This window comes from Demequina sp. NBRC 110053 (genome assembly GCF_002090095.1).
In the GTDB taxonomy this organism is placed as follows: Bacteria; Actinomycetota; Actinomycetes; order Actinomycetales; family Demequinaceae; genus Demequina.
Genome location: NZ_BBRJ01000003.1, coordinates 472,150 through 496,557 on the forward strand (window position 1 = coordinate 472,150; position 24,408 = coordinate 496,557).

The 24,408-nt window shown below is 71.8% G+C and carries 28 protein-coding genes; 2 read left to right on the forward strand and 26 right to left on the reverse strand.

The window, feature by feature from the left end; all coding sequences use genetic code 11:
* Window positions 1-17: 17 nt before the first annotated feature.
* Genes frr through rpsB form a run of 4 tightly spaced genes read right to left on the reverse strand, consistent with a single transcriptional unit; the run spans window position 18 to window position 3,412 of the window.
* Window positions 18-575 (reverse strand): ribosome recycling factor, encoded by a 558-nt coding sequence (frr, locus tag B7K22_RS11380; RefSeq protein WP_084040392.1) that lies wholly within the window; start codon window positions 573-575, stop codon window positions 18-20.
* Between the two features lie 33 nt (window positions 576-608).
* Complete coding sequence (gene pyrH / locus B7K22_RS11385; RefSeq protein ID WP_084040394.1) at window positions 609-1,358, reverse strand: UMP kinase; 750 nt, start codon at window positions 1,356-1,358, stop codon at window positions 609-611.
* Between the two features lie 57 nt (window positions 1,359-1,415).
* Complete coding sequence (gene tsf, locus B7K22_RS11390; RefSeq protein WP_084040395.1) at window positions 1,416-2,255, reverse strand: translation elongation factor Ts; 840 nt, start codon at window positions 2,253-2,255, stop codon at window positions 1,416-1,418.
* A gap of 8 nt (window positions 2,256-2,263) precedes the next feature.
* Entirely contained in the window at window positions 2,264-3,412 is a 1,149-nt protein-coding gene (gene rpsB / locus B7K22_RS11395; RefSeq protein ID WP_084040396.1) for a 30S ribosomal protein S2, read from the reverse strand.
* A 579-nt stretch (window positions 3,413-3,991) separates the two neighbouring features.
* Here rpsB and B7K22_RS11400 point away from each other — a divergent pair.
* Window positions 3,992-4,456, forward strand: coding sequence for a M23 family metallopeptidase (locus B7K22_RS11400; RefSeq protein ID WP_234983474.1), 465 nt, complete (start codon window positions 3,992-3,994; stop codon window positions 4,454-4,456).
* On the opposite strand, the gene B7K22_RS11405 is transcribed toward B7K22_RS11400, so the two are convergent.
* The 15 genes from B7K22_RS11405 to rimM form a co-directional block, all read right to left on the reverse strand.
* Window positions 4,449-5,282, reverse strand: coding sequence for a FliA/WhiG family RNA polymerase sigma factor (locus B7K22_RS11405; RefSeq protein WP_084040398.1), 834 nt, complete (start codon window positions 5,280-5,282; stop codon window positions 4,449-4,451). The two genes, B7K22_RS11400 and B7K22_RS11405, sit on opposite strands and share 8 nt — an antisense overlap.
* Window positions 5,283-5,293: 11 nt before the next feature.
* Window positions 5,294-6,346, reverse strand: coding sequence for a tyrosine recombinase XerC (locus tag B7K22_RS11410; RefSeq protein ID WP_159448856.1), 1,053 nt, complete (start codon window positions 6,344-6,346; stop codon window positions 5,294-5,296).
* A gap of 65 nt (window positions 6,347-6,411) precedes the next feature.
* Window positions 6,412-7,659, reverse strand: a complete 1,248-nt coding sequence (locus B7K22_RS11415) for a DNA-processing protein DprA (protein WP_144276407.1) — start codon at window positions 7,657-7,659, stop codon at window positions 6,412-6,414.
* Entirely contained in the window at window positions 7,656-9,173 is a 1,518-nt protein-coding gene (locus B7K22_RS11420; RefSeq protein WP_084040400.1) for a YifB family Mg chelatase-like AAA ATPase, read from the reverse strand. The genes B7K22_RS11415 and B7K22_RS11420 overlap by 4 nt, the downstream gene beginning before the upstream one ends.
* Entirely contained in the window at window positions 9,170-9,526 is a 357-nt protein-coding gene (locus B7K22_RS11425) for a YraN family protein (protein WP_084040401.1), read from the reverse strand. Before B7K22_RS11425 ends, B7K22_RS11420 begins: the two co-directional genes overlap by 4 nt.
* Before the next feature lie 158 nt (window positions 9,527-9,684).
* Window positions 9,685-11,100, reverse strand: coding sequence for an MFS transporter (locus B7K22_RS11430; protein ID WP_234983475.1), 1,416 nt, complete (start codon window positions 11,098-11,100; stop codon window positions 9,685-9,687).
* The gene (locus B7K22_RS11435) at window positions 11,097-11,711 is read right to left on the reverse strand and encodes a helix-turn-helix transcriptional regulator (RefSeq protein ID WP_084040402.1); all 615 of its coding nucleotides are present in this window, start codon (window positions 11,709-11,711) and stop codon (window positions 11,097-11,099) included. The genes B7K22_RS11430 and B7K22_RS11435 overlap by 4 nt, the downstream gene beginning before the upstream one ends.
* A 121-nt stretch (window positions 11,712-11,832) precedes the next feature.
* On the reverse strand, window positions 11,833-13,494 hold the full coding sequence (locus B7K22_RS11440) for an MDR family MFS transporter (RefSeq protein WP_084040403.1): 1,662 nt from the start codon (window positions 13,492-13,494) through the stop codon (window positions 11,833-11,835).
* Window positions 13,495-13,529: 35 nt separating this feature from the next.
* Entirely contained in the window at window positions 13,530-14,168 is a 639-nt protein-coding gene (locus B7K22_RS11445) for a TetR/AcrR family transcriptional regulator (RefSeq protein WP_159448857.1), read from the reverse strand.
* Between the two features lie 100 nt (window positions 14,169-14,268).
* On the reverse strand, window positions 14,269-14,595 hold the full coding sequence (locus B7K22_RS11450) for a DUF2469 domain-containing protein (protein WP_084040405.1): 327 nt from the start codon (window positions 14,593-14,595) through the stop codon (window positions 14,269-14,271).
* Window positions 14,596-14,648: 53 nt separating this feature from the next.
* Window positions 14,649-15,329, reverse strand: a complete 681-nt coding sequence (locus B7K22_RS11455; RefSeq protein ID WP_084040406.1) for a ribonuclease HII — start codon at window positions 15,327-15,329, stop codon at window positions 14,649-14,651.
* Between the two features lie 3 nt (window positions 15,330-15,332).
* Entirely contained in the window at window positions 15,333-15,959 is a 627-nt protein-coding gene (gene lepB / locus B7K22_RS11460) for a signal peptidase I (RefSeq protein WP_234983476.1), read from the reverse strand.
* Between the two features lie 91 nt (window positions 15,960-16,050).
* Window positions 16,051-16,398, reverse strand: a complete 348-nt coding sequence (rplS, locus tag B7K22_RS11465) for a 50S ribosomal protein L19 (RefSeq protein ID WP_084040518.1) — start codon at window positions 16,396-16,398, stop codon at window positions 16,051-16,053.
* 323 nt (window positions 16,399-16,721) lie between these two features.
* Window positions 16,722-17,429, reverse strand: coding sequence for a tRNA (guanosine(37)-N1)-methyltransferase TrmD (trmD, locus tag B7K22_RS11470; protein WP_084040407.1), 708 nt, complete (start codon window positions 17,427-17,429; stop codon window positions 16,722-16,724).
* Window positions 17,429-17,959: a ribosome maturation factor RimM gene (gene rimM / locus B7K22_RS11475; RefSeq protein WP_084040408.1), complete on the reverse strand. Its 531-nt coding sequence runs from the start codon at window positions 17,957-17,959 to the stop codon at window positions 17,429-17,431. Before rimM ends, trmD begins: the two co-directional genes overlap by 1 nt.
* Before the next feature lie 84 nt (window positions 17,960-18,043).
* Here rimM and B7K22_RS11480 point away from each other — a divergent pair, with 84 nt between their 5' ends.
* Entirely contained in the window at window positions 18,044-18,466 is a 423-nt protein-coding gene (locus B7K22_RS11480) for a hypothetical protein (protein WP_084040409.1), read from the forward strand.
* A gap of 135 nt (window positions 18,467-18,601) precedes the next feature.
* On the opposite strand, the gene B7K22_RS11485 is transcribed toward B7K22_RS11480, so the two are convergent.
* The 7 genes from B7K22_RS11485 to B7K22_RS11515 form a co-directional block, all read right to left on the reverse strand.
* Window positions 18,602-18,832 carry a KH domain-containing protein gene (locus B7K22_RS11485; RefSeq protein WP_084040410.1) on the reverse strand — a complete coding sequence of 77 codons (231 nt, stop codon included), beginning with the start codon at window positions 18,830-18,832 and terminating at the stop codon, window positions 18,602-18,604.
* A gap of 2 nt (window positions 18,833-18,834) precedes the next feature.
* Window positions 18,835-19,371 (reverse strand): 30S ribosomal protein S16, encoded by a 537-nt coding sequence (gene rpsP / locus B7K22_RS11490; RefSeq protein ID WP_084040411.1) that lies wholly within the window; start codon window positions 19,369-19,371, stop codon window positions 18,835-18,837.
* Window positions 19,372-19,555: 184 nt separating this feature from the next.
* Window positions 19,556-20,179, reverse strand: coding sequence for a hypothetical protein (locus B7K22_RS11495; RefSeq protein WP_144276408.1), 624 nt, complete (start codon window positions 20,177-20,179; stop codon window positions 19,556-19,558).
* A 102-nt stretch (window positions 20,180-20,281) separates the two neighbouring features.
* Window positions 20,282-21,085: an FAD:protein FMN transferase gene (locus B7K22_RS11500; RefSeq protein WP_084040413.1), complete on the reverse strand. Its 804-nt coding sequence runs from the start codon at window positions 21,083-21,085 to the stop codon at window positions 20,282-20,284.
* 24 nt (window positions 21,086-21,109) lie between these two features.
* The gene (locus B7K22_RS11505; RefSeq protein ID WP_144276409.1) at window positions 21,110-21,697 is read right to left on the reverse strand and encodes an FMN-binding protein; all 588 of its coding nucleotides are present in this window, start codon (window positions 21,695-21,697) and stop codon (window positions 21,110-21,112) included.
* Between the two features lie 4 nt (window positions 21,698-21,701).
* Window positions 21,702-23,063: a ferredoxin reductase family protein gene (locus B7K22_RS11510; RefSeq protein WP_159448858.1), complete on the reverse strand. Its 1,362-nt coding sequence runs from the start codon at window positions 23,061-23,063 to the stop codon at window positions 21,702-21,704.
* A 120-nt stretch (window positions 23,064-23,183) separates the two neighbouring features.
* Window positions 23,184-24,284: an amidohydrolase family protein gene (locus B7K22_RS11515; protein ID WP_144276410.1), complete on the reverse strand. Its 1,101-nt coding sequence runs from the start codon at window positions 24,282-24,284 to the stop codon at window positions 23,184-23,186.
* Window positions 24,285-24,408: the final 124 nt, after the last annotated feature.

A 24,408-nucleotide genomic window follows, 5' to 3' on the forward strand; every position in this document is an offset into this window, starting at 1 on the left:
CCGCGAGCGGCCCGAGGTCAGACCTCGAGCAGCTCGCCCTCCTTGTGTGCGAGGAGCGCGTCGACGGCGTCGACGTGCTTCTTGGTGAGGGAGTCGAGCTCCTTCTCGGCGCGGCTGCCCTCGTCCTCGCCCACCTCGCCGTCCTTCACCGCTGCGTCGATCTGATCCATGCCCTTGCGACGCATGTTGCGGATGGTGACTCGAGCCTCCTCGGCCTTCGTCTTGGCGAGCTTGACGTAGTCGCGGCGGCGCTCCTCCGTCAGCTGCGGCATGACGATGCGCAGCACGTTGCCGTCGTCCGAGGGGTTGACTCCCAGGTCCGACGCGCGGAGCGCGGACTCGATCTCCTTCTTCGCGGACGCGTCGTAGGGGGAGATCAGGACCATGCGCGCCTCCGGGACCGTGATCGCCGCGAGCTGCTGCAGGGGCGTGGGGGCACCGTAGTAGTCCACGGAGATGTTGGCGAACATCGCGGCGGAGGCCTGCCCGCTGCGGATGCCGGCGAAGTTGCCCTTGGCGACCTCGACCGCGTTGTCCATGTGCTCCTCTGCCTCGAGGAGGATCTCGTCAATCACCTGTGCTCCTTTAACGTCGTCGCGCCGGCGCCCTCAGGCGGTGACCAGCGTGCCGATTGTCTCACCGACCAGGGCCCTGGTCACGTTGCCATGCTCTTCGAGCCCGAACACGCGCATGGGCATCGCGTTGTCCTTCGCCAACGAGAATGCGGCGGCGTCCATGACGTTGAGATCGTCGCGCAGGGCGTCGGCGTAGGTCACGTGCTCAAGGAGCGTCGCGTGCGGATCCTTGCGCGGATCCGCCGTGTACACCCCGTCCACACCATTCTTGCCCATCAGCACCTGCGTACATCCCACCTCGAGGGCGCGCTGGAGGCTCACGGTGTCCGTCGAGAAGTAGGGCATGCCAGCGCCCGCGGCGAAGATCACCACGCGGCCCTTCTCGAGGTGCCGGACGGCACGCAACGGGATGTAGGGCTCCGCGACCTGGCCCATGGTGATGGCCGTCTGCACGCGTGTGGCGACGCCCGCCTGCTCGAGGAAGTCCTGGAGGGCGAGGGCGTTCATGACGGTGCCCAGCATGCCCATGTAGTCCGCTCGGGCGCGTTCCATGCCGCGCTGGGACAGCTCCGCACCGCGGAAGAAGTTGCCGCCGCCGACGACGATGCAGACCTGCACGCCCTCCGCGACCGCGGCGGCGATCTCCCGGGCGATGCGGTTGATCACGTCGGCGTCGAGGCCGACGGAGCCGCCGCCGAACATCTCGCCCGACAGCTTCAGCAGAACGCGCCGCACCCCCTCGGAGGTCCCGGTGTCAGGGTTCACGGTGGTGGACTCGGACATCGGGTGCCTCCTGGGGTTGCGGCGCGTGCTGTGACTGATGATCTCCTGGCTGGAAGCCTACGCTCCCACGCGGAACCGGGCGAAGGCCTCGAGGGAGCCGCCGGTCGCCTCGACGACCTTGCCGACGGTGGTCTTCGGGTCCTTCGCGAATGCCTGGTCGACCAGGGTGTTCTCCTTGAAGAACCCGTTCAGGCGACCCTCGACGATCTTCGGCAGCGCGCCCTCGGGCTTGCCCTCGCCCTTCGCGGTCTCCTCCGCCACGCGACGCTCGTTGGCGACGACGTCCTCGGGGACGTCCTCGCGCACGAGGTACGAGGGCGAGTAGGCGGCGATGTGCATCGCGATGTCACGAGCCACGTCCCCGGCCTTGGCGTCCGTGCCCACGAGGACGCCCACCTGCGCGGGGAGGTCCTTGTTGGTGCGGTGCAGGTACTCGGTCACGACGGGCGCGGCAACGCGGGCGACGCGGCGCAGGACCACCTTCTCGCCCAGGATGCCGGCCTCGGCGTCGATGACCTCCTGGACGGTCTTGCCGTCCAGCGGAGCCGCAAGAGCCGACTCGGCGGAGTCGGCGCCCGCCGCGACGACCGCCGCGAGCACCTTGTCCGCGAGGGCGACGAACGTGGAGTTCTTGGCCACGAAGTCGGTCTCGGAGTTGAGCTCGATCAGGGTGCCCACCTGGCCGCCGTCGGCGTCCTGGATCGAGGCGGCGACCAGGCCCTCGGAGGCCGAGCGGCCCTCGCGCTTGGTCACGCCCTTCAGTCCCTTGACGCGCAGGATGTCGACGGCCTTGTCCAGGTCGCCCTCCGCCTCGTCGAGAGCCTTCTTGACGTCGAGCATGCCAGCGCCGGTGCGCTCACGCAGTGCCTGGATGTCGGCAACGGTGTAGTTCGCCATGTCTGTCCTTACTTCTCGTCAGCCTTGGCCGCGGCGGGCTTCTTGGCGGCGGGCTTCTTGGCGGGCGCCTTCTTCTTGGTGTCCGGGACGTTCTCGTCGGCGGGCTTCGTGTCCGCGTCCGTGCTCGCCGCAGCCTCGGTCTTCGGGTTCTTGGCGGCCTTGTCCGCAGCGGTCGACGCCTTCTTCTCGCCGGCGCCCTCCTCGGCGCCCTCGGCGGCCTTCTTCTCGGCAGGCTTGGTCACCTGAGCGGTCGTGTCGTCGCCGTCCTGCTCCGCGAGGACCTCGGCCGTCTCGGCCTCGTCCATGATCGGGGCGGCGGTCTTGGCGATGGGCTCCTCTGCATTCTCGTCGGCCTTCGCGTCGGCCGCGGGGGCCTCCTCGGCCTTGGCGCCGTCGAGCAGCTCCTGCTCCCACTCGGCGAGCGGCTCCTCGGTGCCCTCGGCGTCCGCCTCGTCTCCCTTGGGTGTGTGGCGGATCCGCACGCCCTCGGCGACCGCATCGGCGATCACGCGGGTGAGCAGGCCGACGGCGCGGATCGCGTCGTCGTTGCCGGGGATGCCGTAGGCGACCTCGTCGGGGTCGCAGTTGGAGTCCAGGATGCCGACGACGGGGATGCCCAGCTTGCGGGCCTCATCCACGGCGAGGTGCTCCTTGTTGGTGTCGACGATCCACACCACCGAGGGGGTCTTAGCCATGTCGCGGATGCCGCCGAGGGTCTTGTCGAGCTTGTCCTTCTCGCGGCGAAGGCCCAGCAGCTCCTTCTTGGTGCGGCCCGAGCCGGCGACGTCGTCGAAGTCGATCTCCTCGAGCTCCTTGAGGCGCGCGACACGCTTGCTCACGGTCTGGAAGTTGGTGAGCATGCCGCCCAGCCAGCGCTCGTTGACGTAGGGCATGCCCACGCGAGCGGCCTGCTCGGCGATCTGCTCCTGGGCCTGGCGCTTGGTGCCAACGAAGAGCACCGTGCCGCCGTGGGCGACGGTGTCGCGCACGAACTCGTAGGCGGCGTCGATCTTCGACAGCGACTGCTGCAGGTCGATGATGTAGATGCCATTGCGCTCGGTGAAGATGAAGCGCTTCATCTTGGGGTTCCAGCGGCTGGTCTGGTGTCCGAAGTGGACACCGGAGTCGAGCAGCTGGCGCATGGTCACGACGGCCATGGCTGTCCTGTTCCGCACGCGCTCGCGCGTGCATGGTGCTTGGGCGGGTTGGTCCCGCGGTTTGAGTTGTCGATCCGGCCCACCGCGGGCCGCATCCCTGGCACCAACGCGGGTCAGCACCGAGCCTTGGCTCGGACCACGCCTTCCCGGCGCGTTCCCTGCCGCGTGAGCGGTGGGTGACGCGAATGGCACGCGATGTCATCCGGGCATGCCGGATGCACGGACGATGATACCCGACGGCGGCGCCCGCGCGCGACCTCAAGCGTCCCCAGGCCATGCCCGAGGTGCGGCGGTCCACGGCGCCGGCGTGGCCGGCTCGCTCAGCGCCTCCGCCGCGTGTGAGATCGAGCCATGCGCACAGGCTCGCCCTTCCGCCTTCTCAGCCTGACCCTACGCTTGCCGAGCGAGCCCAGGGGCTCGCCCCGGCGACGCGGGAGACGACGGAGCGACGCCGCTCGGCGGGCCCTGACGCCCGCCATCGGCGCCGTCGCGCTCCTCGTGCTCGCCGGCGTCTCACCGGCCCCCGGGACGCCGCCCGCGCTCCCCTCTCCGCAGTGGCCCCCTGGGCACGTCGTTGACGTGCCAGCGCACCTGGCGGCGGCTCACCCCCTCGATCTCGCGCCGTACACGGCGCCCGTCTCTCCGTTTCGAGCCGTCGCGCTCGCACGGATCCCCGTGCGCGACTGGCTGCCAGGGCATCGCGGCATCGACCTCCACGCGGCGGCGGGTGACACCGTCGTCGCGCCCGCACGCGGCGTCGTCAGCTTCGCCGGTGTCGTGGTGGACCGCGCCGTCCTCACGATCACGCACGACGATGGGAGGCTGTCGAGCTTCGAGCCCGTCGACGCCCTGGTCGAGGTCGGGTCACGCGTGGCGGCCGGCGAGCCCGTCGGCACCGTCGCACCGGGCTCCGCCCACTGCGAGACGGCCTGCGTTCACTGGGGCGTGCGGCAGGACGGACGGTACCTGGACCCGCTCGATCTGGTCGAGGGCTTCGGCCCCGTGCGGCTGCTGCCAGCCGATCGCGGCGCCTTCGTCAGCTGAACGCGCCCGTGCGCACCAGCAGCACGCGCAGCTTCTTCACGGCTCCCGAATGGATCTGGGACACGCGCGACTCGGTGACGCCGAGGATCTCCCCGATCTGCGCGAGCGTGAGGTTTTCGAAGTAGTACAGGCGCAGCACCTCCTGCTCCCGCTCCCGCACGCCTTGGATCGCGGTGGCGAGCAGCGCGGAGGTCTCTTGAGCCTCCACCGAGACGGACGCCTCCGGAGCCGCGTTGTCGAGCGCTCCGTCGATCGCGTGCGTCTGCCCTGCCGCGACCATCCCGTCGAGGGCGGCGATGTGGGACAGCGCGACCTGGGCGCGCACGGTGCGCACGTCTGCGGTCTCCCACCCCAGGTGCGAGGCGACGTCGTCGTCGTCCACTCGGCGCAGCAGCGTCTGCTCGAGGCTGCGCTGCGCGTGCTCGAGAACGCGGGCCTTCGTGCGGACGGACCGCGGCACCCAGTCGGCTGCCCTGAGCTCGTCGATGATGGCTCCTCGGACGCGCTGGCTCGCGTAGGTCTCGAACTTGAACCCGCGTGCAGGCTCGAACTTCTCGACCGCATCGATCAGGCCGAACATGCCGTACGACACGAGGTCGGCGAGCTCCACGGTGTCGGGCAGGCGCCCGATCATGCGGGTCGCCACGTGGGTCACGAGGGGCGCGTAGTGGGTGATGAGCGCCTCGCGAGCGAGCTGGCGCGCCTCCCCTTCGTCGCCGAGCTGCTTCCACCAGGCCTCGAGCCTCGCAGACTCGGCACGGGGCGCGACACCCTGAACCGCTCCTCCGTCAGGTGCCGCCGATGGCGCGGCGTTGAGACTCGACATGTCTTCTCTCCCTAGGCGCGCGGGTGCGCGAGCTGGTAGGTGGCCCGGAGGCGTTCTGCTGAGACGTGGGTGTACCGCTGCGTGGTGTTCAGGCTCGCGTGGCCCAGGACCTCCTGGACCGAGCGCAGGTCGGAGCCGCCGGTGAGCAGGTGCGTGGCGGCGCTGTGCCGCAGGGCGTGGGGCGCGACCTCGGGGACCTGGGCGAGCCTGCACAGCTCGTGGACGCTCTCGCGCACCTGGCGCTGACCGACCCTCGCTCCCCGAGAGCCGAGGAAGAGGGCCGCGCCGGTCGTTTCGCTCACCAGCAGGTGGCGGACCCCAAGCCACTCGCGCAGGGCCTGAGCGGCGGGCACGCCGAACGGCACCGTGCGCTCCTTGTCACCCTTGCCGACCACGCGCACCAGGCGCTCGTCGAGGTCGACGTCGCGCAGGTCGATGCCCACGAGCTCGCCCACGCGCATGCCCGTCGCGTACAGCAGCTCCGCCATCGCCCAGTCACGCACGTGAAGGGGGTCGCCGTCGTCGCAGCGGGTCTGCGCTGCGGTCAGCAGCGTCACGACCTCGGCGGCCGTCAGGACGGAAGGGAGCGTCGACGCTGGGCGCGCGGACGCGAGGCGCAAGGCGGGGTTCGCGTCGAGGTGGCCGGCATCGTGAGCCCAGGCGTAGAAGGTGCGCACGGCCGCGCCCCGCCTCGCCATCGTGGGTCGCGACAGCCCAGCGGCGGCCATCGTCGCGAGCCATGAGCGCAGATCCGCGAGAGTCACGTCGCGCAGCACCCGCGCAGCCCGCCCAGCATCCACCGTCGACGCGGCTGCCGCACCGTGCCGAGCGCGAGCGTCGTCCGCACCGTCCGGCTCGGACGCGGTTGCCGCGCCACGCTGATCGGCAGCGTCGCTCGCGCCGACGGGCTGGGACGCGCCGCCCCGCATGACGTGGGCCGCCAGGTGCGTGAGGTCTCCGGAGTAGGCGCGCACGGTGTTCTCGGACAGCCCGCGCTCGTGGCGCAGGTAGCCCTCGAACCTCGCGACCAGGTCACCCTGGCCTGCGTCGCCCCTCGTAGACATGCTGACACTGTGGCACCGTCACACCTGTCAAATCAACCCCTTCTGTCACATTGGTCACTTCAATCTCACGTTTCACCCCCGCTTTGCCCTGTTTTGTCCGATTTCGAGGCGCGAGCACCACTCGCGGCGGCACCCTGACGTCGCCGGCGCCAGCCGCCGACGTCCCGCTCGATGAGCCCGCCCGCCTCCATGCGGCCCAGCGACGCCCTCACCTGGGCATGCGTCAGGCCGGCCGTGCGAGCGACGTCCACCTCGATGGCGCGGCGCGTGCCGAGCGCGTCGTAGACCGCGCGATCTTCGGGCGCCGCGAAGTCGACACCCGCCACTCCAACGGGCGTCGCCCCCATGCTCGGATCCAGCGGGCTGACCAGTTCGAGAAGCTCCGCGCACCCAGTGACGAGCACGGCCTCGCCATCGCGAATGAGGCGGTTGGCGCCCGCCGAGCCCGCGCTGGTGACGGGTCCGGGAACCGCGGCGACCGGCCGCACCAGCCGCTGCGCGTGCGTCGCGGTGCTGAGGGCTCCCGAGCGGTGGGCAGCCTCGACGACCACGGTCGCGGCCGCGCACGCGATCAGCCGGTTGCGGGTGAGGAAACGCGATCGGTGAGGGGCCCACCCCGGCGGGACCTCGCTCACCAGCACGCCGTCGCGCATGACGCGAGTCAGCATGTCCACGTTCCCGGCGGGATAGGGCCGGTCCACCCCGCCCGCCATCACCGCCACGGTGGCGCCCCCCGCCCCGAGCGCCCCCCGGTGCGCCGCGGCATCGATGCCGTACGCGCCCCCGGAGACGACCGTCCGACCCGCGCGGACGAGGTCGCCCGCCATCGTCGCGGCCACATGGTCTCCGTATGCCGTGGACGATCGCGCTCCGACGACGGCGATCCCCTCACCGAGCGCACGCAGGTCCCCCTCGCCGCGCGCCCACAGCGCGAAGGGTGCCGTCCATCCGAGGTCGCCCACCGCTCCCGGCCACTCGCCCGAGCCTCGCACCACGATCCGCGCACCGCACCGGCTCGCGCGCTCCCGCAGCTCCTTGACGTCCAGATCGGAGCACCGCAGTGCCCACCGTTCGCTCGCGCGCACGACGTGATCCACGTCAGCGCCCGCGCCGTACGGGGCGAGCTCCATCGATGCGCGCACGGGGTTCGCGCGCGCGATCGCCACCCACCGAAGGGCCTCTGCCGGGCCGAGCTGCGCGACGAGCCAGCCCGCGGCCTGGTCGGCGGGCTCGGCGACGGCGCTCCATGCGACGCAGGCGTCGGCGTCGCTCGCGCTCGCGCGCGCGATCCGCGAGGTCAGGTCGTCAGTCACGGCGCCCCTCCCCTGGACCGCAGCGTCATCGCCTGAGCGACGTGGTCCGCCGTCGGCGCGGCCGCGCTTTCGAGGTCGGCGAGCGTCCACGCGACTCGCATGGCGCGGTCGGCGCCGCGCGCCGTGATGACACCCTGCTCGATTGCCTGCCACACCAGCTGGGCCGCGTCGCGGTGGGTATGCCGGCGCAGCCACGCGCCCGAGACCTGCGAGTTGAGTCTCCACGGCGTGCCGGCGAGACGGGCCGCCGCCCGCGCGCGGGCGCTCGCCACTCGGGCAGCGACCGTGGCGGACGCCTCCGCGGGCTCGGCGCTCGCTCCACGCACCGGGTTCACCGTGACCTGCAGATCGACGCGGTCCAGCAGCGGACCGGACAGCCGGCCGAAGTACCGGCGGCGCGCGATCGACGAGCAGTCGCATCGCTCGCCGGTGCCGAAGTACTGGCCGCACGGGCACGGGTTCGCCGCGAGCACCAGCTGGAAGCGAGCAGGGTAACGCGTGGCTCCCTGGGCTCGGTGCAGCACGATCTCGCCGTGCTCGAGGGGCTGGCGCAGGGTCTGCAGCACGCGCGCCGGGAACTCGGGGGCCTCGTCGAGGAACAGCACACCGGCGTGAGCGCGGGAGATCGCACCTGGGCGAGCGAGCCCGGACCCGCCCCCGACGATCGCCGCGGCCGAGGCGCTGTGATGCGGCGCCTCGAAGGGAGGCGTGCGCAAGAGCCCCTCGCTCGGGTCGAGCGTGCCCGCGAGCGAATGGATGCCCGTCGCCGTCACCGCGTCCTCGTCCGCGAGGTCCGGCAGTATTGTCGTGAGCCGGCGCGCGAGCATGGTCTTGCCAGCGCCGGGTGGGCCCGACATCAGCAGGTGATGTCCGCCCGCGGCAGCGACCTCCAGCGCCCACCGCGCCTCCTCCTGGCCCTGGACCTCGGAGAGGTCGACGTCCTCGACGAGGGCGAGGGGTCGCACCGGCAGCGCGACGGGCGTCGTCGAGGTCGCGACGGCGTGCATCGCCCCGTATGCGCGCGCGAGCTCGGCGAGCGTTGCGACCGGCACCACCTGGACGCCCGGAACCAGGCGAGCCTCCTCGGCATTCGCCGCAGGGACGGCGACGCGATCGATGCCTCGCGCGACCGCGGCGGACACGGCAGGCAGCACCCCCGCCACCGGCCGCACGCGGCCGTCGAGCCCGAGCTCACCCAGGTGCGCGGCTCGGCCTGCCTGATGGGCGTCGACGGAGGAGGAGGCCGCCAGCACGGCGATGGCGATGGCGAGATCGGTGCTCGCACCGCTCTTGGGCAGCGATGCCGGAGACAGATTCACCGTGACGCGGCGCTGCGGCCAGTCGAGGCCCGAGCTCGCAATAGCGGCACGGACGCGGTCACGCGCCTCGGACAACGAGGTATCGGGGAGCCCGACGATCGTGAAACCCGGCAGGCTCGACCCGATGTGCGCCTCGACATCGACCAGGTGGCCCGTGAGCCCGGCCAGCACCACGGCACTGGTCCGGCCGATCATCCGATGCCCCGCACGTGGTCGAGCTGCGCGGCGCCAGCGCGCGGCAGCGTCACCGCGACGGCGTCGATCCGCACCTCCTCGAAGCGCTCGTCGCGCGTGTCGAGCCACGCGGCCAGCAGCCGGCGCAGACGCGCGACCTTCGCTGGGGTGACGGCCTCGAGGCCGCTCCCGCACGCACCCGTGCGACGGGTCTTGACCTCGACCGCCACGGCGCAGCCGCCGTCTCGCGCGACGATGTCGAGCTCCCCTCGCGCGCACCGCCAGTTGCGATCGAGCACCTCCCAGCCGAGCTCCGCGAGCCGCCGTGCCACGACGTCCTCGCCGTGCCGCCCCACCTGACGTCTCGCGTCCACGTGCCACCTCCGCGGACCACGGTCGCGGCGACTCCTGACTCACTCAAGCGGTGAGGGCCGATGCTGGGGAGACGGGCGCATCAGCCCTGCCTGGGGACGATGCCAGGAGGGCGACGAGCGGTGCAGGCGCGCTGCTCGACCGAGCCGCGGCACCGCCGTCAGGGACGCCTGGCGCGTCGAGCGGGCGCCGACACGAGCGCGCCCTGGGCGGCGCCTGCATCGGGAGCGCCGCCAGCAGCGCGAGCGCCGCCGGCAGTGGGAGCGCCGCCGGGGACGGGCGCACCGTTTGCGTCGGGGCCAGGCGCGATGGACGCCACTCCGCTCGCGACTGCGCCACCGGCCGCCTCCTCGTCCTCATCGGCGGGCATGTGCGCATCGGCGGACAGCAGCAGGCGCGCGGCGACGACCGTCACGAGCAGCGCGCCGGCGCCTCCGACCAGGTACGGCACCTGCAGGTCGACGCGTGCGAGCGCTCCCCCGGCGACTGACGCGAGGGGAAACATTCCCCACGACACCGTGCGCGCGGCTCCGATCACGCGACCCAGCAGCTTGCCGGGGACGATCGCCTGACGCAGCGAGCCCCACGGGACGTTCCAGCATGCGACGCCGTACGAGCCCACCGCATAGGCGGCCACGGCGAGCCATGCGTTGGGCGCGACGCCTACGCCCACCAGGCCGGCGCCGCCCAGTGCGGACGCCCCGAGAAGCACGCGCCCGCGTCCGAGGGATGCGACCAGCCGGCCAGCCGTGAGCGCCCCCGCCAGGCCCCCCAGCCCGATGCCCGCCGTCACCACCCCCACCAGCTGCGGCGTCACGCCGAACCTGTCGACGAACAGCAGCACTGTGATGGCCTGCGCGAGCGCCAGGCACGAGCCCACGAGAGACGTCACGATCACCATCGATCGCAGGTAGCGGTGGTTCCACAGGAAGCGCATCGCGACGCTGAGCGGCACGGGGGCCGGACGCTCGCCAGTGTCCCGATCTCTCGCGCGTGCGGCCGCGACGGGCAGCGACAGCGCGAGCGCGCCGGCGATGAGATAGCCCAGTCCGCCCACCACCATCGGCAGCACGACGGCGGCCGCGAACAGCACGCCGGAGATCGGGGTGGCGATGAACATGTCGACGCCCACCTGGGCCGCCTGGATGCGCCCATTGGCGCGGTCGAGCCGCGAGCGGGGCACCAGCGCCGGCAGCACCGCATTGGTGGCATTGTCGAACAGCGTCTCGCCCATGCCGAACACGAGCGTCGCGATCGCCAGCACGAGAACGCTGATGTGGTCGGTGGCGATCGCGAGCGCGACGCCTGCCGCCGACGTCACCCGCATCGCGTTGGCGGCGGCCATGGCGTAGCGGCGATCGATGCGGTCGACCACCATGCCGGCGGGGATGCCGAAGAGCAGCCAGGGGACGTAGGCGAGCGCCGTGAGGATCGAGATGGCGATGGGATCGCGCGTGAGGGTGACGGCCGTGAGCGGGATGGCGATGCGCGCGACGCCGTCCGCGAGGTTGGAGCCGAGCGCGGCGGACCACAGGCGCCCGAAGCCTTCTCCCGTGCGCGCACGTGCCGCGCTCATGAGCGGTTCCCGTCGTGGCCGGCGTCCGCCGGGCCGTCCACGCCGACCACCGGGAACATGTTGAAATGGAGCGCCACGGTGCGCGCGCCAGCTGGCTCCTCCCGGTCTCGCGTGGGGACGATGACGTCCTGGATCACCTGTTCGATGCGGTCGCCGATCTCGAGCAGCTCGTCGCGCGTGAGGCGCAGCCGCGCGGACATCATGCGTGACGAATCGACCCAGTCGTCGCCGAGCTCGGTCTCGCCACGGCGCAGGAAGGCGTCGATGTGCCGTGCCCGGAGGTCGGCCATCTGGCGAGCGACGTGCAGCGCCGCGTCATGAGCGACGGCGTCGTCGCGCACGTCCTCGGCGGCCAGCGTGAGTCCGCCTGGGACCACGCGCCACCAGCGCTCACGAGCGGTGCCGCGGCCGGTGTCCTCCTCGACAAGGCCGTGGCGCGCGAGCTGGCGCAGGTGGTAGCTCGTGGCGCCCGATGACTCCCCCAGGCGTTCGGCCAGCACGCTCGCGGTGGCCGAGCCTCCCATGACGAGCTGGTCGAGGAGGTCCACCCTGAGCGGATGCGCGAGCGCCTTCAGCGCCGTGGCGTCGATGCGCCGGTCCCGTCGTTCCATGCGACCGACCGTACTCTTGCAAAGGATTCTTTGCAAGAGTTTCTTTGCAACCCTTGCGTCGCACAGGCGACCCGCCTCGGAGGCGGCCCCGCTCGCGCAGGTCCCGCGCAGGCGCGCGGCGCTAGCCTGCCGTGCCGGCTCCTGCGCGGGCCGGCACGCGCGCCGCTCGGTCGCCCTCCCCGGGCTCCAGGTAGTCGCGCGTCGCGCCGTCGATCTCGACCGCCTCCTGGACCGCGTCCCGTCCGACCGTGGTGCGCAGCGGCTTCTCCTTCACGAGCAGCAGCAGGATCGCTCCGAGCGCGGACAGCGGCACCATCAGCGCGAACACCGGGGTGAGGGCGTCGTTGTACGAGGCGACCACGATGTCGTGGATCTGGGCAGGCAGGGATGCGACGGTGGCAGGCGTGAGCGAATGGGTGCCCCCGGATCCATCGAGAGCCTGCGCGGGCAGGCGCTCGCCCAGCAGCTCGAGAAGCCGCGACGTGAACAGCGAGCCGACGACGGCGGTGCCGAGCGACGCGCCCACCTGGCGGAAGTAGTTGTTCGACGCGGTCGCCGTGCCCACCATGCGGAGGGGGAAGGCGTTCTGCACGGCGAGCACCAGGATCTGCATCGAGAGGCCGAGCCCCAGGCCCATCAGCACCAGGTAGCCGCACGTCACCCCGACCGGGGTGTCGAACTGCAGCGTCGACAGCAGGAACAGCGCGCCGGCGACGATCACCGCGCCCGCGACCGGGTACCACTTGTAGCGGCCCGAGCGCGACACGATGAAGCCCGTGATGGTCGAGGTGATGAGCATCACGAGCATCATCGGCGCCGTCAGGAGCCCCGCCTCGGTCGCATCGACGTTCGCGACCATCTGCAGGTAGGTGGGCATGTAGGCGATGACGCCGAACATGCCGACGCCCGTGAGCATGCCCGCGGCGGTGGTGAGGTTGAAGGTTCGCGAGCGGAACAGCGCGAGCGGCATCACGGGCTCGGGGGCCCGGCGCTCCACGAGCACGAACGCGACGGCGGCGATGGCGGCGATCGCGATGAGGCCGATGATCTGCGCCGAGCCCCAGGCGTACGTGTGCCCCCCGAACGAGGTCACGAGCACCACGGCGGTGGTGGCGATGGTGAGCAGCACCATGCCAGCGGTGTCGATGCGCGGGCGCTGACCGCGTCGCGGCGACGGGTGGAGGAACAGGGCGGCGACGACGATCGCCGCGATGCCCAGCGGGATGTTGATCCACAGTCCCCAGCGCCATCCGGGTCCCTCGGTGAACCACCCGCCGAGCAGGGGTCCAGCGACGGACGAGACCGCGAAGGCCGCGCCCATGAGCCCCATGTACTTGCCGCGCTCGCGGGCCGAGACGAGGTCAGCGATGATCGCCTGCGCCAGGATGATGAGCCCGCCACCGCCCAGGCCCTGGATGGCGCGGGCAGCGATCAGCACGGGCATGGACTCCGCGAGGCCGCCGAGGACCGACCCCGCCATGAAGATCACGATCGCGGAGATGAACAGGCCCTTGCGCCCGATGAGATCGCCGAGCTTGCCGTAGATGGGCATCATCACCGTCGACGCGAGGATGTAGGCGGTCGTCACCCACAGCATGAGGTCCACGCCGTCGAGCTCGCCCACGATGGTCGGCAGGGCGGTGGCGAAGATCATCTGGCTGAGCGACGCGAGCAGCATCGCGGTCATGAGGCCGATGAACACAGGGATGACCGAGCGCTGCTGGGGCTGGGGAGCGGCCGATGCGCTCGCTGGCACAGGCGAGGTCGTGGCGGTGCGGGACATGGTGGTGCCCTCCAAAGGGACAGGACCGTCGTCGGTCAGACGGCGGGGGTGGGGGCGTCCGTGGCCTGGGTGAGGCGGCGGACGCGGGGGAAGAGCTCGCGCACGAGCACGCCCATCGGCTGCTCGGGCTCGGACTGCGCCCACTGATGGGCGAACACCTGGAGCATGCCGACGGCAAGGCTGACGACCAGCTGCGCATCCGTCGCGAGCTCAGCCGCCTCACGGTCGGGTTCGCGCAGCGCGAGTCGCTCACGCACGATCGACGCGTAGTGGGCTCTGGCCTCGAGCCGGCGGCCCCAGTCGATCGCGGCGAGGTCGGGATGGGTGTCGAGGAGCCTGCGCCGCATGCGGAACAGCTCGCGGTCAGGCTCGGCAGCGAGCCAGGTCTCCGCCACCAGCGTCGCGCACGCCTCGACGTCGGAGACGCCCTGGGCCGCGAGGAACGCGTCGATGGCCTCCTGCGTCGGCTGCGGCTTGGGGTCGCCCAGCAGCGCGTGCTCGCGGGCCGGGAAGTAGTTGTAGAAGGTGCGCGGCGAGATCCCGACGCGATCGCAGATCATGTCGACGGTCACTGCGTCGACGCCGTGCTCGAGGCTCAGCTCGATTGCCGCCTTCTGCGTGGCGTTACGCGCGAGCCGACGCTTGCGGTCACGGAGAGACTCACCTTGTTGCACACTCTGTAATGTTGCAGACTCTGCAACGAGAGTCAAGTCACGCGATCCCGGCGGCCATCGGGGTCCGCGCGTCACGCGTCCGAGAAGCGCGGCGAGGCCGTCAGCGCGCCCGCAGCTGGCGGATGTCGGGCATCGCGTCGTCGTCCTGCGACAGCTCCTCGATGTTGACGTCCTTGAACGTCACCACCCTCACGTGCTTGACGAGCCTGGCCGACCGATACACGTCCCACACCCACGCATCGGCCATCGTGACCTCGAAGTACACGTCGCCACCCGAGGCCTTCACCTGCAGGTCGACCTTGTTGCACAGGTAGAAGCGTCGCTCGGTCTCGACCACGTACTGGAACAGGCCCACCACGTCGCGGTACTCGCGGTACAGCGCCAGCTCAGCGTCGGTCTCGTAGTTCTCCAGGTCCTCACTGCTCACCGCACCATCATGGCCACTGATGGGCCGCGGCGGCGAATCGGCGCGCCGCCGCGTCAGGCGTCGCCGGCGACCTCGTGAAGCGGCAGGGACCACGACCGGCGGTGCTCGTCCGTCGCGCCCAGCGTGCGCAGCGCAGCCAGGTGGGCGGCAGCGCCGTACCCCTTGTTGCCGGCCCAGCCGTAGGCGGGATGGCGCTCGTGGGCGGCGGACATGAGCGCATCGCGCTCCACCTTCGCGAGCACCGAGCCCGCAGCGATGGAGGCGCACAAGGAGTCGCCCTTGACCACCATGGTCACGGGGACATCGGGGAGCGCCGATGCGGGGGCCGGGTCCTCGAAGATCGTCGCCGGGGGCGGCGTGAGCCAGTCGTGCTTGCCGTCGAGGAGCACCGCGTCGACGGCCAGGCCCTCGGCGGCGATCCGCTCCAGCGCGCGCGTCCCCGCGAGCCTCAGCGCGCCGATGATGCCGAGCTCGTCGATCTCCCCGGGCGATGCGTGCGCGACCGCACGCGCGAGCCCGAAGCCCGCCAGCGCATCGGCCATCCGCACGCGGTTGACAGCGGTGAGCTCCTTGGAGTCCGCGAGGCCATCGGGCCATGCGTCGCACCGGGCGACGGCGCAGACGCCGACCGTGACCGGACCGGCGAGGGCTCCCCTGCCGACCTCGTCGATGCCCGCGACCACGCGCGCGCCTGAGTCCCACAGGGCCGTCTCGTGGATCAGCGACACGGGCACGGGTCAGTCCTCGACCGCGTCCGGGCTCTCGTAGGGGTTGCCGATCCCGTGGAAGTGGTCGAGCGGCCACACGGTCGCGAAGGCAGTGCCGACGACCGAGTCGATCGGGACCGAGCCTCCGCCAGGGTTGCCCATGTGGGCGCGCGAGTCCGCGCTGTGCGGACGGTTGTCGCCCATGACCCACACGTAGTCGTCGGGGACGGTGGTCTCGAAGGCGGTGAGCGACGGGTCGATGCCGTCGGGCAGGTAGACCTCGTCGAGCGCGTCGCCGTCGACGGTGATCTGGCCGTTCGCGTCACAGCACACCACGGTCTCACCCGGCAGGCCGACCACGCGCTTGACCAGGTGCGTGCCCGCATCCTCCGGCAGCAGGCCGGTGAAGGTCAGGACGGTCTTGCCGGCCGTCTCGAGCGGGGTGTCCTCCGAGGTGTCGACCGGGCCGAGCCAGCCGCCGGGATCCTTGAAGACCACGATGTCCCCTCGCCGCAGGTCGAGCGGGCCCGGGCGCCACTTGGTGACGAGGATGCGGTCGTTGAGCTGCAGCGTGGGCTCCATCGAGCCCGACGGGATCCAGAACGACTGGAAGAAGAAGGTCTTGATGATCAGCGACAGCGCGAGGGCGCTGACCACGATGATCAGCAGCTCCTTGGTGTAGCCCCAGACACGAGCACCGGCGGACGGCCTGGAGCCATCCGCCGGTGCCTGCGAGGTGTCGCTGATCTCAGCTCTCGCGCTTCTCGCGGATGCGCGCGGCCTTGCCGCGGCGCTCGCGGAGGTAGTACAGCTTCGCGCGACGGACGTCGCCGCGGCTGACCAGCTCGATGTGGTCGATCGTGGGAGCGTGCACCGGGTAGGTGCGCTCGACGCCCACGCCGAACGAGATCTTGCGGACGGTGAAGGTCTCGCCGATGCCCTGGCCCTGACGGCCGAGCACGACGCCCTGGAACACCTGGATGCGGGAGCGGTTGCCCTCGATGACCTTGACGTGCACCTTGACGGTGTCGCCGGCCCGGAAGTCGGGGACGTCATCGCGGATCTGGCCCGCAGTGATGTGGTCAAGCTTCTGCATGACTCTTTCTCCTCGCGCACGCCACAGGTCCTGCACGATATCTGCCTCACGGCATTCGGTGGTGACGATGCGCTGCGGACTGTGCTCGAGCCCCCTGTGGCAGGCGTGAGCGCCGCGCGCACCGAGGAGCAATTATGCCACAGCCGGGCGCGCGTTCCCGCGCCAGTCGCTCATCTTCGCGGCTCATCTTCGCGGCTCATCATCGCGGGGTGGTGCGCCCAGGGGCGGGCGCGGTGTCCGGGATCGCCCGCAGATTCGCTCGGGAGCACAGGGGCGCGGGCATCCACGTGCGCGACGCCCGCGGTCCCGGAGGCGCCACGCGGTCAGTCGCCCTGGTCCGTGCCCTCGCGCCCGGTGAGGAGATCGGGGCGCCGCTCGCGGGTGCGCTCCAGCTGCTGCTCCCTCCGCCACTCCTGGACGCGGCCGTGGTGGCCGCTCAGCAGCACGTCGGGCACCTCCAGACCGCGCCACGAGGACGGGCGGGTGTACGACGGGTACTCGAGCAGGCCGTCGGAGTGCGACTCCTCGACGATCGACTGGGCGTTGCCCATGAACCCGGGGATCAGGCGCGTGACGGCCTCGATCATCGCGTACGCCGCCACCTCTCCCCCGTTGAGGACGTAGTCGCCGAGCGACACCTCGCTGACGCGGAAGCCGGCGTCCGCGTAGTGCTCCGCCACCCGTGCGTCGATGCCCTCATAGCGGCCGCACGCGAACACGAGCTGCTCCTCGCCCGCCAGCGACGCCGCCATCGCCTGCGTGAACGGCACGCCCGCCGGGCTCGGGATCACGAGATGCGCGCCCGGCAGCATCACCTCGTCGAGGGCGCGGCCCCACACGTCGGGCTTCATGACCATGCCGGCGCCGCCGCCGAACGGCGCATCATCGACCGTGCCATGCACGTCGCTGGTCCAGTCCCGCAGGTCGTGCACGTGGGCGGCCACGAGCTCGCGGGCGCGCGCCTTGCCCAGCAGCGACACGTCGAGGACCTGGAAGAACTCGGGGAAGATCGTGACGACGTCGATGCGCATCAGCGGGTCTCGCCCGTCGCCTCGGGCTCCTCGCCCGACAGCAGCCCGTACGGCGGCTCGACGACGACCGTGCCGGCCTCGACGTCCACCTCGACCACGAAGTCCTCGACGAACGGGATCATGGCGCGGTGGCCATTCGGCTCCTTCACCACGAGGATGTCCTGGGCGGGCATGGACAGCAGGTCGATCACCTCGCCGATCGCCTCCCCGGACGACCGCACCGCGGCCAGGCCCACGAGCTCGTGAACGTACCAGGCGTCCTCCTCGTCGGACTCGTCGCCATCGATCACGAGCTCCACGCCGCGCGCCGCCTCGGCGGCCTCTCGGCTCGCGATCTGGTCGAACCGCAGGTACCAGCGACCAGCCTGGGTGCGCACTCCGGCGATGGTGAGCGGGCCGGCCGATGCGGGTTCGGTCTCGTACTCCTCGCCAGGAAGCAGGCGGTCCTCGGGGATGTCGGTGCGGACCTCGACGGTCACCTCGCCCTTCAGCCCGTGGGCGCGACCGATGCGCGCGACAGTCAGCTTCATGCGTCCAGGGTACGGCCAGCGCGCGCACGACGAAGCAGCGCAGTACGGTGGGGCTACGGTCTACCAGCGGCGATGGAGGGAGCCATGATGGTTGAGAAGCAGGGCGTCGGGAACATGCCCGCGGGGGTCGCCTTCGTGGGGGTGCTCACCCTTCTCAACGCCGTCGCGACGATGGTGCTCGGAGGTCTCCTCCTGTGGGCATCGGGCGACGCGGAGGTGCTCGGTGAGGTGGACCTCACCGCCGACGACGCGCAGATCTTCGGCTGGAGCGCGCTCGTCGTGGGCGCGATCACGCTGCTCGTGGGCATCGGGCTGTTCCGCGGGTCGCGCTTCGCGCGGTTCCTGGTCATCACGCTCATGGTGATCCGCATCGGGCTCGACGTGTTCGCACTGCTGGCGATCGACGGCTACCCGTGGATCCAGGGCGCGATCTCGATCGCATGGGCGGCGCTGATCATCATCATGCTGACCACGTCGCGCGCGAGCGCGTTCTTCCACCAGCGCTGAGGCGGCCAGCGCGCCGGCCGAGCGCGCGCATCGGCGCCCAGCGCGACGCTCCCGCGCTCCGCCGGGCACCGGGGCCCCGACACGCGACAGCGCCCCGTGCCAGATGGCACGGGGCGCTGCGCTGTGACGTGCGGCCTAGGCCACGTCGACGATGTTGACCCGCACGTCATCGCGCGAGATGGCGTCGATCACCGTGCGGATCGCCGTGGCGGTGCGGCCGCGGCGGCCGATCACGCGCGGCAGGTCATCCGGGTGCACCACCACGTTGAGGGTGATGCCACGACGCCCGGAACGCTCCGTGACGGTCACATCGTCCGGGTTGCGGACGATGCTCTTGACCAGGAACTCCAGCGCGTCGACGACCATCGTTACTTGTCCTCGGGAGCGGGCTCCGGCTCGGCCGGGCCGGTGGGCTCGTCTGACGCGGGCGCGGCGGCAGCCGCATCCTCGCCAGGAGCGGCCTCGGCGACGGCGTCGGCAGCCTCCTCGGCGGGCGACTCGGACGCCTCCTGGGCCTCCTTCTTTGCCTTCTCGGCCTCGGCCGCCTTCTCCGCCTTGAGCTTCTCGGCGGCGTCCGCGGTGGCCTTGATCTGGTCCTCGGCGGCCAGCTTGCCCGCGGGGACCTCGACGGTGCTCGTGGCACCCTTCTCACCCTTGAAGGTGCCCCAGTCGCCCGTGAGCGTCAGCAGCTTCTGCACCTGCTCGGAAGGCTGGGCGCCCACGCTGAGCCAGTACTGCGCACGCTCCGAGTCGATCTCGATGAGCGAAGGGTTGGACAGCGGGTGGTACTTGCCGATCTCCTCGATCGCGCGACCATCACGCTTGGCGCGGCCGTCGATGACGACCACGCGGTAGAACGGCGCCTTCTTCTTGCCGAAGCGCTTGAGACGAATCTTCACAGCCATGGCTGTACTCCTTGTGTATTCGGTGTGAGCCGGGTCGCGCCGTCCGGGGACATCGGGCGGCGGTCACTGGCAAGACGAATAGCCGACGCGGGTAGAGGGCCGCTTCAGCCAGCGACCCATTGTGCCAGACACTCGGCGGTGCGGGCAAAGCGCCGCGGGGGCGAGCAGCGGCGGCGGCCCGCCGTCAGCCCTCCAGCGTCTCCAGTCGCGCGGCCTGGACCACCCTCGCGACCTCGCCGTCCTCGACGCACACCCACACGGCGACCTGCTCGCCGGCGAGCTGGGGGTCGAGGGCGTGACGGGCCTCGTTCGGCACGAGCGGCTCCCACCCGTCCTCGTCGAGCATCACCTCGGTGTCGCTCGTGAGCCGCACCGAGTGCTCGTCGACGACGTCGTTCACGACCACGTACTCCGCGCCGTCCCCGGCCGCGGCGAAGGCCTGGAACTGGTCCGTGCCGGGTCCGTAGGCGCACGCGATGTCGAGCGTCACCGAGCTCACGGCGTACTTGACCACGAACCCGTACCAGGAGCCGTCGGACAGGACCCCGTCCTCCGGGACGTCGCACCCGGCGCCCAGCGCGCCGTCGGGGCCGGGCTCGTCGACGTCCACGAGGTGCTCGACGTCGATGATCGTCGGCTCGGCCGAGGGCGCCACCGAGGACGCCGCCGAGGACGCTGCAGCGAGAGCCTGCTCGGGTGAGGCGGACGCATCGGCGCGCGCCCCGGAGTCCGCGGAGGCAGCGCACCCTGCCATCGTCACTGCGCCGACGAGCGCCACTGCTCGCCGGGGAAACCACATCGGTGCCATCGATGTCCCCTCAGCTGGGCCATTTCGCGCCACAGTAGCGCACCTCGCGACGCCCCTGGGAGTCGCGTGTGACTTTGTCCGCTTCGTCCCGCTGCGTGCCGCTCACGCGCGATCGGCCCACGCCGAGGTCGCCGTCGCGCGCACCGTGCCGTCGACCACCCTGAGCGCCAGCGCCGCGAGCCCGGCCGCATCCGCCCGGCGCAGCGTGCGCTGTCCCCCCGCGAGGATCGCCGTCGCCCACGCATCGCATGCAATGAGCTCCGTGCCTGCGACGCTCACCTGGGCATAGTGGCGCGCCGATGCGCCCGTCCGGGGGTCCCAGACGTGGCCGGGCCGGTGGGACTCGCCGCTCGTGGCGACGGCCGTGACACCGCGGCGGCCGGTCGCCGCGCCGCCCAGCTCGATGCGCCGCACGGGCGCCGCGGCGGCTCCCGCACGCGCGCGTGGGTCAGCGATGCCCACCCGCCAGCGACCGTCAGCCGGGCCACGGCCGGCGACCGTGACGTCTCCGCCGCAGCCCCACAGCCAGCCGGAGGCTCCCATCAGTTCCAGCCGCCAGCGCGCCCGCTCCATCGCCCAGGTCTTGACGATCCCGGTGGGATCCAGACGTCCGTGGGGAGTCCTCGCGTCGAACGCGCCGCCCGTCTCCTCGCGGAAGCGCTCGCACAGGTCGAGCACCTCGGCGACCGCGGGCGGCGCATCGGCGATGCTTGCCTCGCCACGTCCCAGGCGAGAGATCCACGAGTCCTCGCGCCAGGTCGAGAAGACCTCATCCGCCCAGCGCAGGTCGGAGGACGCGTGCTCGACGACCGCGTCGACGGCGTCCTGCTCGGCTCCCCACGCCTCGAGGGTGAAGTCCATCGCCATCGCGGTGATGGCGCGACGCACCGCGGCGGTCTCGCTCATCTCGTGCGCTCGATCATGCCCGTGTCACAGGCCGGCCTCGGCGAACGCGGCCTGCGCGGACTCCGTGATCGCCGGGGAGGTGTAGCTCGCGCCCGAGACGTACTCGACGTCGCCTGACTGCGCCTCCAGGATGCGCTCCTCGAGCACCGGCAGCGCCATCTCGTTGACGCGGCGCGACTCCGCGGCCGAGGTGCCCGCCACCGGGAACTCGACGTCCACCACCGCGCCGTCCACGATGATCAGGCGCGCCTGATAGTCGCCGCGGACGTTGGTGACCACGGGGCCGTCCACTGTGGTCGCCCCCGCCGGCGCCGCCCCCTGATCGCCTCCCGCCGCGGAGTCCTGGCCGCCGGCAGCGGGCCCCTGGTCGCAGTCGTCGCCCGAGGGGTCGTCGTCGCGCTCGCGTTCCTCGATGGGGTCCTCGGTGTTGCCGCGGCCGGAGTTCGAGCTCGGGTCGATCTCGCGCTCGCAGTCGTCGTCGGCCGGCGAGCCAGCGGGGTCGCCGCCGGGCGCGGCGACCGCGTCCGCGAGGGGGTCGGGAGCCGCGATCACGCCAGCCGTCAGCAGCGCCGCCGAGGCGCCGGTCACCATCAGGGCGCGCGATGTCCTCATGCCGTCACCACCCGAACTCCTCCCGATGCACGCTGTCCCGCGGCACGCCGGCCGCCAGCGCATCGGCCTCCACGGCCGCTGCCCAGGCGCGCGGCCCGCAGATGTACACGTCCGCTCCGCGCGGGTCGTCCACGAAGTCCTTGATGAGCGCGGGCGTCTCGCGGGTGCCCCAGGTCTCGCCGCGATGGCCGACCAGCACGTGGAGGTCCGCGCCGCGCTCGGCCGCGAGCGCCTCGACCTCGTCGAGCAGCGGCGCCTCGTCGCGCGTCCGGGCGCGCATGATCACCGTGATCCGGTCACCGGGAGCCGCGCCCTCAAGCATGGACCGCACGGGCGTGACGCCGATCCCGGCGCAGATGAGCACGAGGTGGTCCGCGGTGCGCGAGCCGTGGGTGAAGACGCCGAGCGGGCCCTCGATGAGCACGCGCGTTCCTGGCGCGAGCGAGCGGACCGCGGATGACCCGGTTCCCGACGGCTTGACCGTGATGCGCAGCGTGTCGCCGGGCGCGGCCGACAGCGAGTACGGGTGGCTCTGGGTGCGCAGCCCTGGCGAGAGGAAGCGCCACAGGAAGAACTGGCCCGCGCTCGCACGCAGACGCGCGAGGTCGCGACCCTCGAGGGTGACGGACGTCGACCCGTCGGGAAGCGTGGCGACGGCCGCCACGCGGAGGTCGTGGCGCGCCAGAAGCACCAGCGGTCGGATCAGCCGGTAGACCACGAACGAGCCGATCGACAGCGTCCACAGCGCGGCCCAGAACCACCACGACAGTCCGCCGGTGCGGAACGTCGAGCCTTCGAGGAACTGATGCGGCACCGCGAACGCGACGCCCACGTAGACCAGCAGATGCACGGCGTGCCAACGCTCGTACGGCCACCGCAGCCGCACGGCAGTGAGCGACGTGATCAGCACGATGAGAAAGGTTCCGAGCGCGATCTGTGCGACCAGCATGAACCACCCGTACTGGGGCCAAGCCAGGAACTGGCTCACGGGGTCGCGGCCGTCGTAGGTGCCCGAGGCGGTCGTCAGCAGGACGGCATGGAGCAGCATGAGGATGATCGCGACCTTGCCGACCCGCGTGTGCTGGGCGATGGCCCGGTCGTGGCCGATCGCCCGCTCGACCCACGGCGCGCGCGAGGCGAGCAGCACCTGCGTCATCATCAGCACGGCGGCGACGATGCCGAGCGCGCGCCCGACGGCGTACACGCCGTCCGTCGCGCTCGCGGCCTGCAGCCCGCCGGAGGCGATCATGAGCGCGACTCCGGCGACCGCCGCGAGCCACATCGCGGCCTCAAGCCCGTCCGCCCACCAGCTCCTCCGAGCGGCGGCGCGCGCACGCGCGGCCGCAGGCGTCGGGGCGGTGGTCACAGTACTCCGTTCGCGTGGGAGCGGGTCGAGGATGGGGGTCGGCATCGCTCAGGTGCCCTGCCAGTATCGCGCGAGCTCACGCCGCCTGTCACTGCTCCGCGACATTCTCCCTGAATGCTCTCAGGAGCCTGCGACGCGCCGACCACGCAGCACCACGTGCGCCGGGTGCGCCAGCGCGGCGATGTCCTCACGCGGGTCGGCGTCGTAGGCCACCAGGTCAGCTCTCGCTCCCTCGGTCAGCGTGTCCGCTCCCAGAAACGCCCGCGCCCGCCACGACGCGGCGGCCACGACCTCCGCCGGAGGCACGCCGGCGCGCACCATCTCGGCAGCCTCGACCGGCAGCAGCCCGTGACCGAGCGTCCCGCCGGCATCGGTGCCGACCAGCAGCGGGACGCCAGCCTCGTGGAAGGCGCGCACCTGGTCGTATCGGCGCTCATGCATGGCGCGCATGCGAGCAGCGTAGGCGGGGAACTTCGCCTCCGCCGCGGCCGCGTGCGCGACGAAGTTGTCGACCTGCAGCAGCGTGGGGACGACGGGGATGCCGCGCTCGGCGGCGACGCGCATGTGCGCCTCCGTCATGCCGGTGCCATGCTCGATGCAGTCGATGCCGGCGTCGAGCAGGGGCTGCACCGCCTCCTCGGCGAACGTGTGGGCCGTCGCGCGAGCGCCTGTGCGGTGGACGGCGGCGAGTGCGTCCGTCAGCTGCGAGGGGGTCCACAGCGGCGCGAGGTCGCCGAGGTCCCGGTCGATCCAGTCGGCGATGAGCTTGATCCAGCCGTCACCCTTGCGGGCCTCCTCGACGGCGACCGAGGTGAGCTGGTCCGGCTCGATCTCGCGGGCGAAGTGCCGCAGGTAGCGGCGCGGCCTCGCGATGAACCGAGCCGCGCGGATGAGTCGCGGGAGGTCGCCACGGTCGTGCACGAACGACGTGTCGAGCGCCGAGCCGGCGTCCCGGATGAGCAGCGTGCCCGCATCGCGGTCGATCTCCGCCTGCTTGACCGCGATGTCCGACTCCGTCGCGCCGCCCGAGTCGATTCCCACATGGCAGTGGACGTCGACCAGGCCCGGCACGACGATGCCGGCGACCTCCGTGACCTCGCCGCTGTGCCGGGGCCGCTCGAAGGTGATGCGGCCGCCCACCACCCAGCCCTCGGGCTCGACCCGCGCATCGTCCACCAGCACGGGGCCGGTCAGGTGGAGCACGCCAGCGGGGTCGCTCATCGCTCGTCCCACCCTCGCCGCGGCGCGTGGGGCCGGGAGCCCGTCCGGCGGATCGGCGCCTCGCCCGGCGCGGCGCGCACGGGCGCGATGTGACCCGAGCCCAGCACGCGCATCGGCGCGGCGA

Bases quoted from the DNA above. Each gene is read 5' to 3' on its own strand.
- trmD (WP_084040407.1), bottom strand. From the start codon at position 17,429: ATGCGCATCGACGTCGTCACGATCTTCCCCGAGTTCTTCCAGGTCCTC.
- B7K22_RS11500 (WP_084040413.1), bottom strand. From the start codon at position 21,085: ATGAGCGAGACCGCCGCGGTGCGTCGCGCCATCACCGCGATGGCGATG.
- B7K22_RS11440 (WP_084040403.1), bottom strand. From the start codon at position 13,494: ATGTCCCGCACCGCCACGACCTCGCCTGTGCCAGCGAGCGCATCGGCC.
- rplS (WP_084040518.1), bottom strand. From the start codon at position 16,398: ATGCAGAAGCTTGACCACATCACTGCGGGCCAGATCCGCGATGACGTC.
- B7K22_RS11495 (WP_144276408.1), bottom strand. From the start codon at position 20,179: ATGGCACCGATGTGGTTTCCCCGGCGAGCAGTGGCGCTCGTCGGCGCA.
- B7K22_RS11480 (WP_084040409.1), top strand. From the start codon at position 18,044: ATGATGGTTGAGAAGCAGGGCGTCGGGAACATGCCCGCGGGGGTCGCC.
- rimM (WP_084040408.1), bottom strand. From the start codon at position 17,959: ATGAAGCTGACTGTCGCGCGCATCGGTCGCGCCCACGGGCTGAAGGGC.
- rpsB (WP_084040396.1), bottom strand. From the start codon at position 3,412: ATGGCCGTCGTGACCATGCGCCAGCTGCTCGACTCCGGTGTCCACTTC.
- B7K22_RS11435 (WP_084040402.1), bottom strand. From the start codon at position 11,711: ATGGAACGACGGGACCGGCGCATCGACGCCACGGCGCTGAAGGCGCTC.
- B7K22_RS11405 (WP_084040398.1), bottom strand. From the start codon at position 5,282: ATGTCGAGTCTCAACGCCGCGCCATCGGCGGCACCTGACGGAGGAGCG.
- B7K22_RS11410 (WP_159448856.1), bottom strand. From the start codon at position 6,346: ATGTCTACGAGGGGCGACGCAGGCCAGGGTGACCTGGTCGCGAGGTTC.
- B7K22_RS11430 (WP_234983475.1), bottom strand. From the start codon at position 11,100: ATGAGCGCGGCACGTGCGCGCACGGGAGAAGGCTTCGGGCGCCTGTGG.
- B7K22_RS11420 (WP_084040400.1), bottom strand. From the start codon at position 9,173: ATGATCGGCCGGACCAGTGCCGTGGTGCTGGCCGGGCTCACGGGCCAC.
- pyrH (WP_084040394.1), bottom strand. From the start codon at position 1,358: ATGTCCGAGTCCACCACCGTGAACCCTGACACCGGGACCTCCGAGGGG.
- tsf (WP_084040395.1), bottom strand. From the start codon at position 2,255: ATGGCGAACTACACCGTTGCCGACATCCAGGCACTGCGTGAGCGCACC.
- B7K22_RS11515 (WP_144276410.1), bottom strand. From the start codon at position 24,284: ATGAGCGACCCCGCTGGCGTGCTCCACCTGACCGGCCCCGTGCTGGTG.
- B7K22_RS11505 (WP_144276409.1), bottom strand. From the start codon at position 21,697: ATGAGGACATCGCGCGCCCTGATGGTGACCGGCGCCTCGGCGGCGCTG.
- B7K22_RS11485 (WP_084040410.1), bottom strand. From the start codon at position 18,832: ATGGTCGTCGACGCGCTGGAGTTCCTGGTCAAGAGCATCGTCCGCAAC.
- rpsP (WP_084040411.1), bottom strand. From the start codon at position 19,371: ATGGCTGTGAAGATTCGTCTCAAGCGCTTCGGCAAGAAGAAGGCGCCG.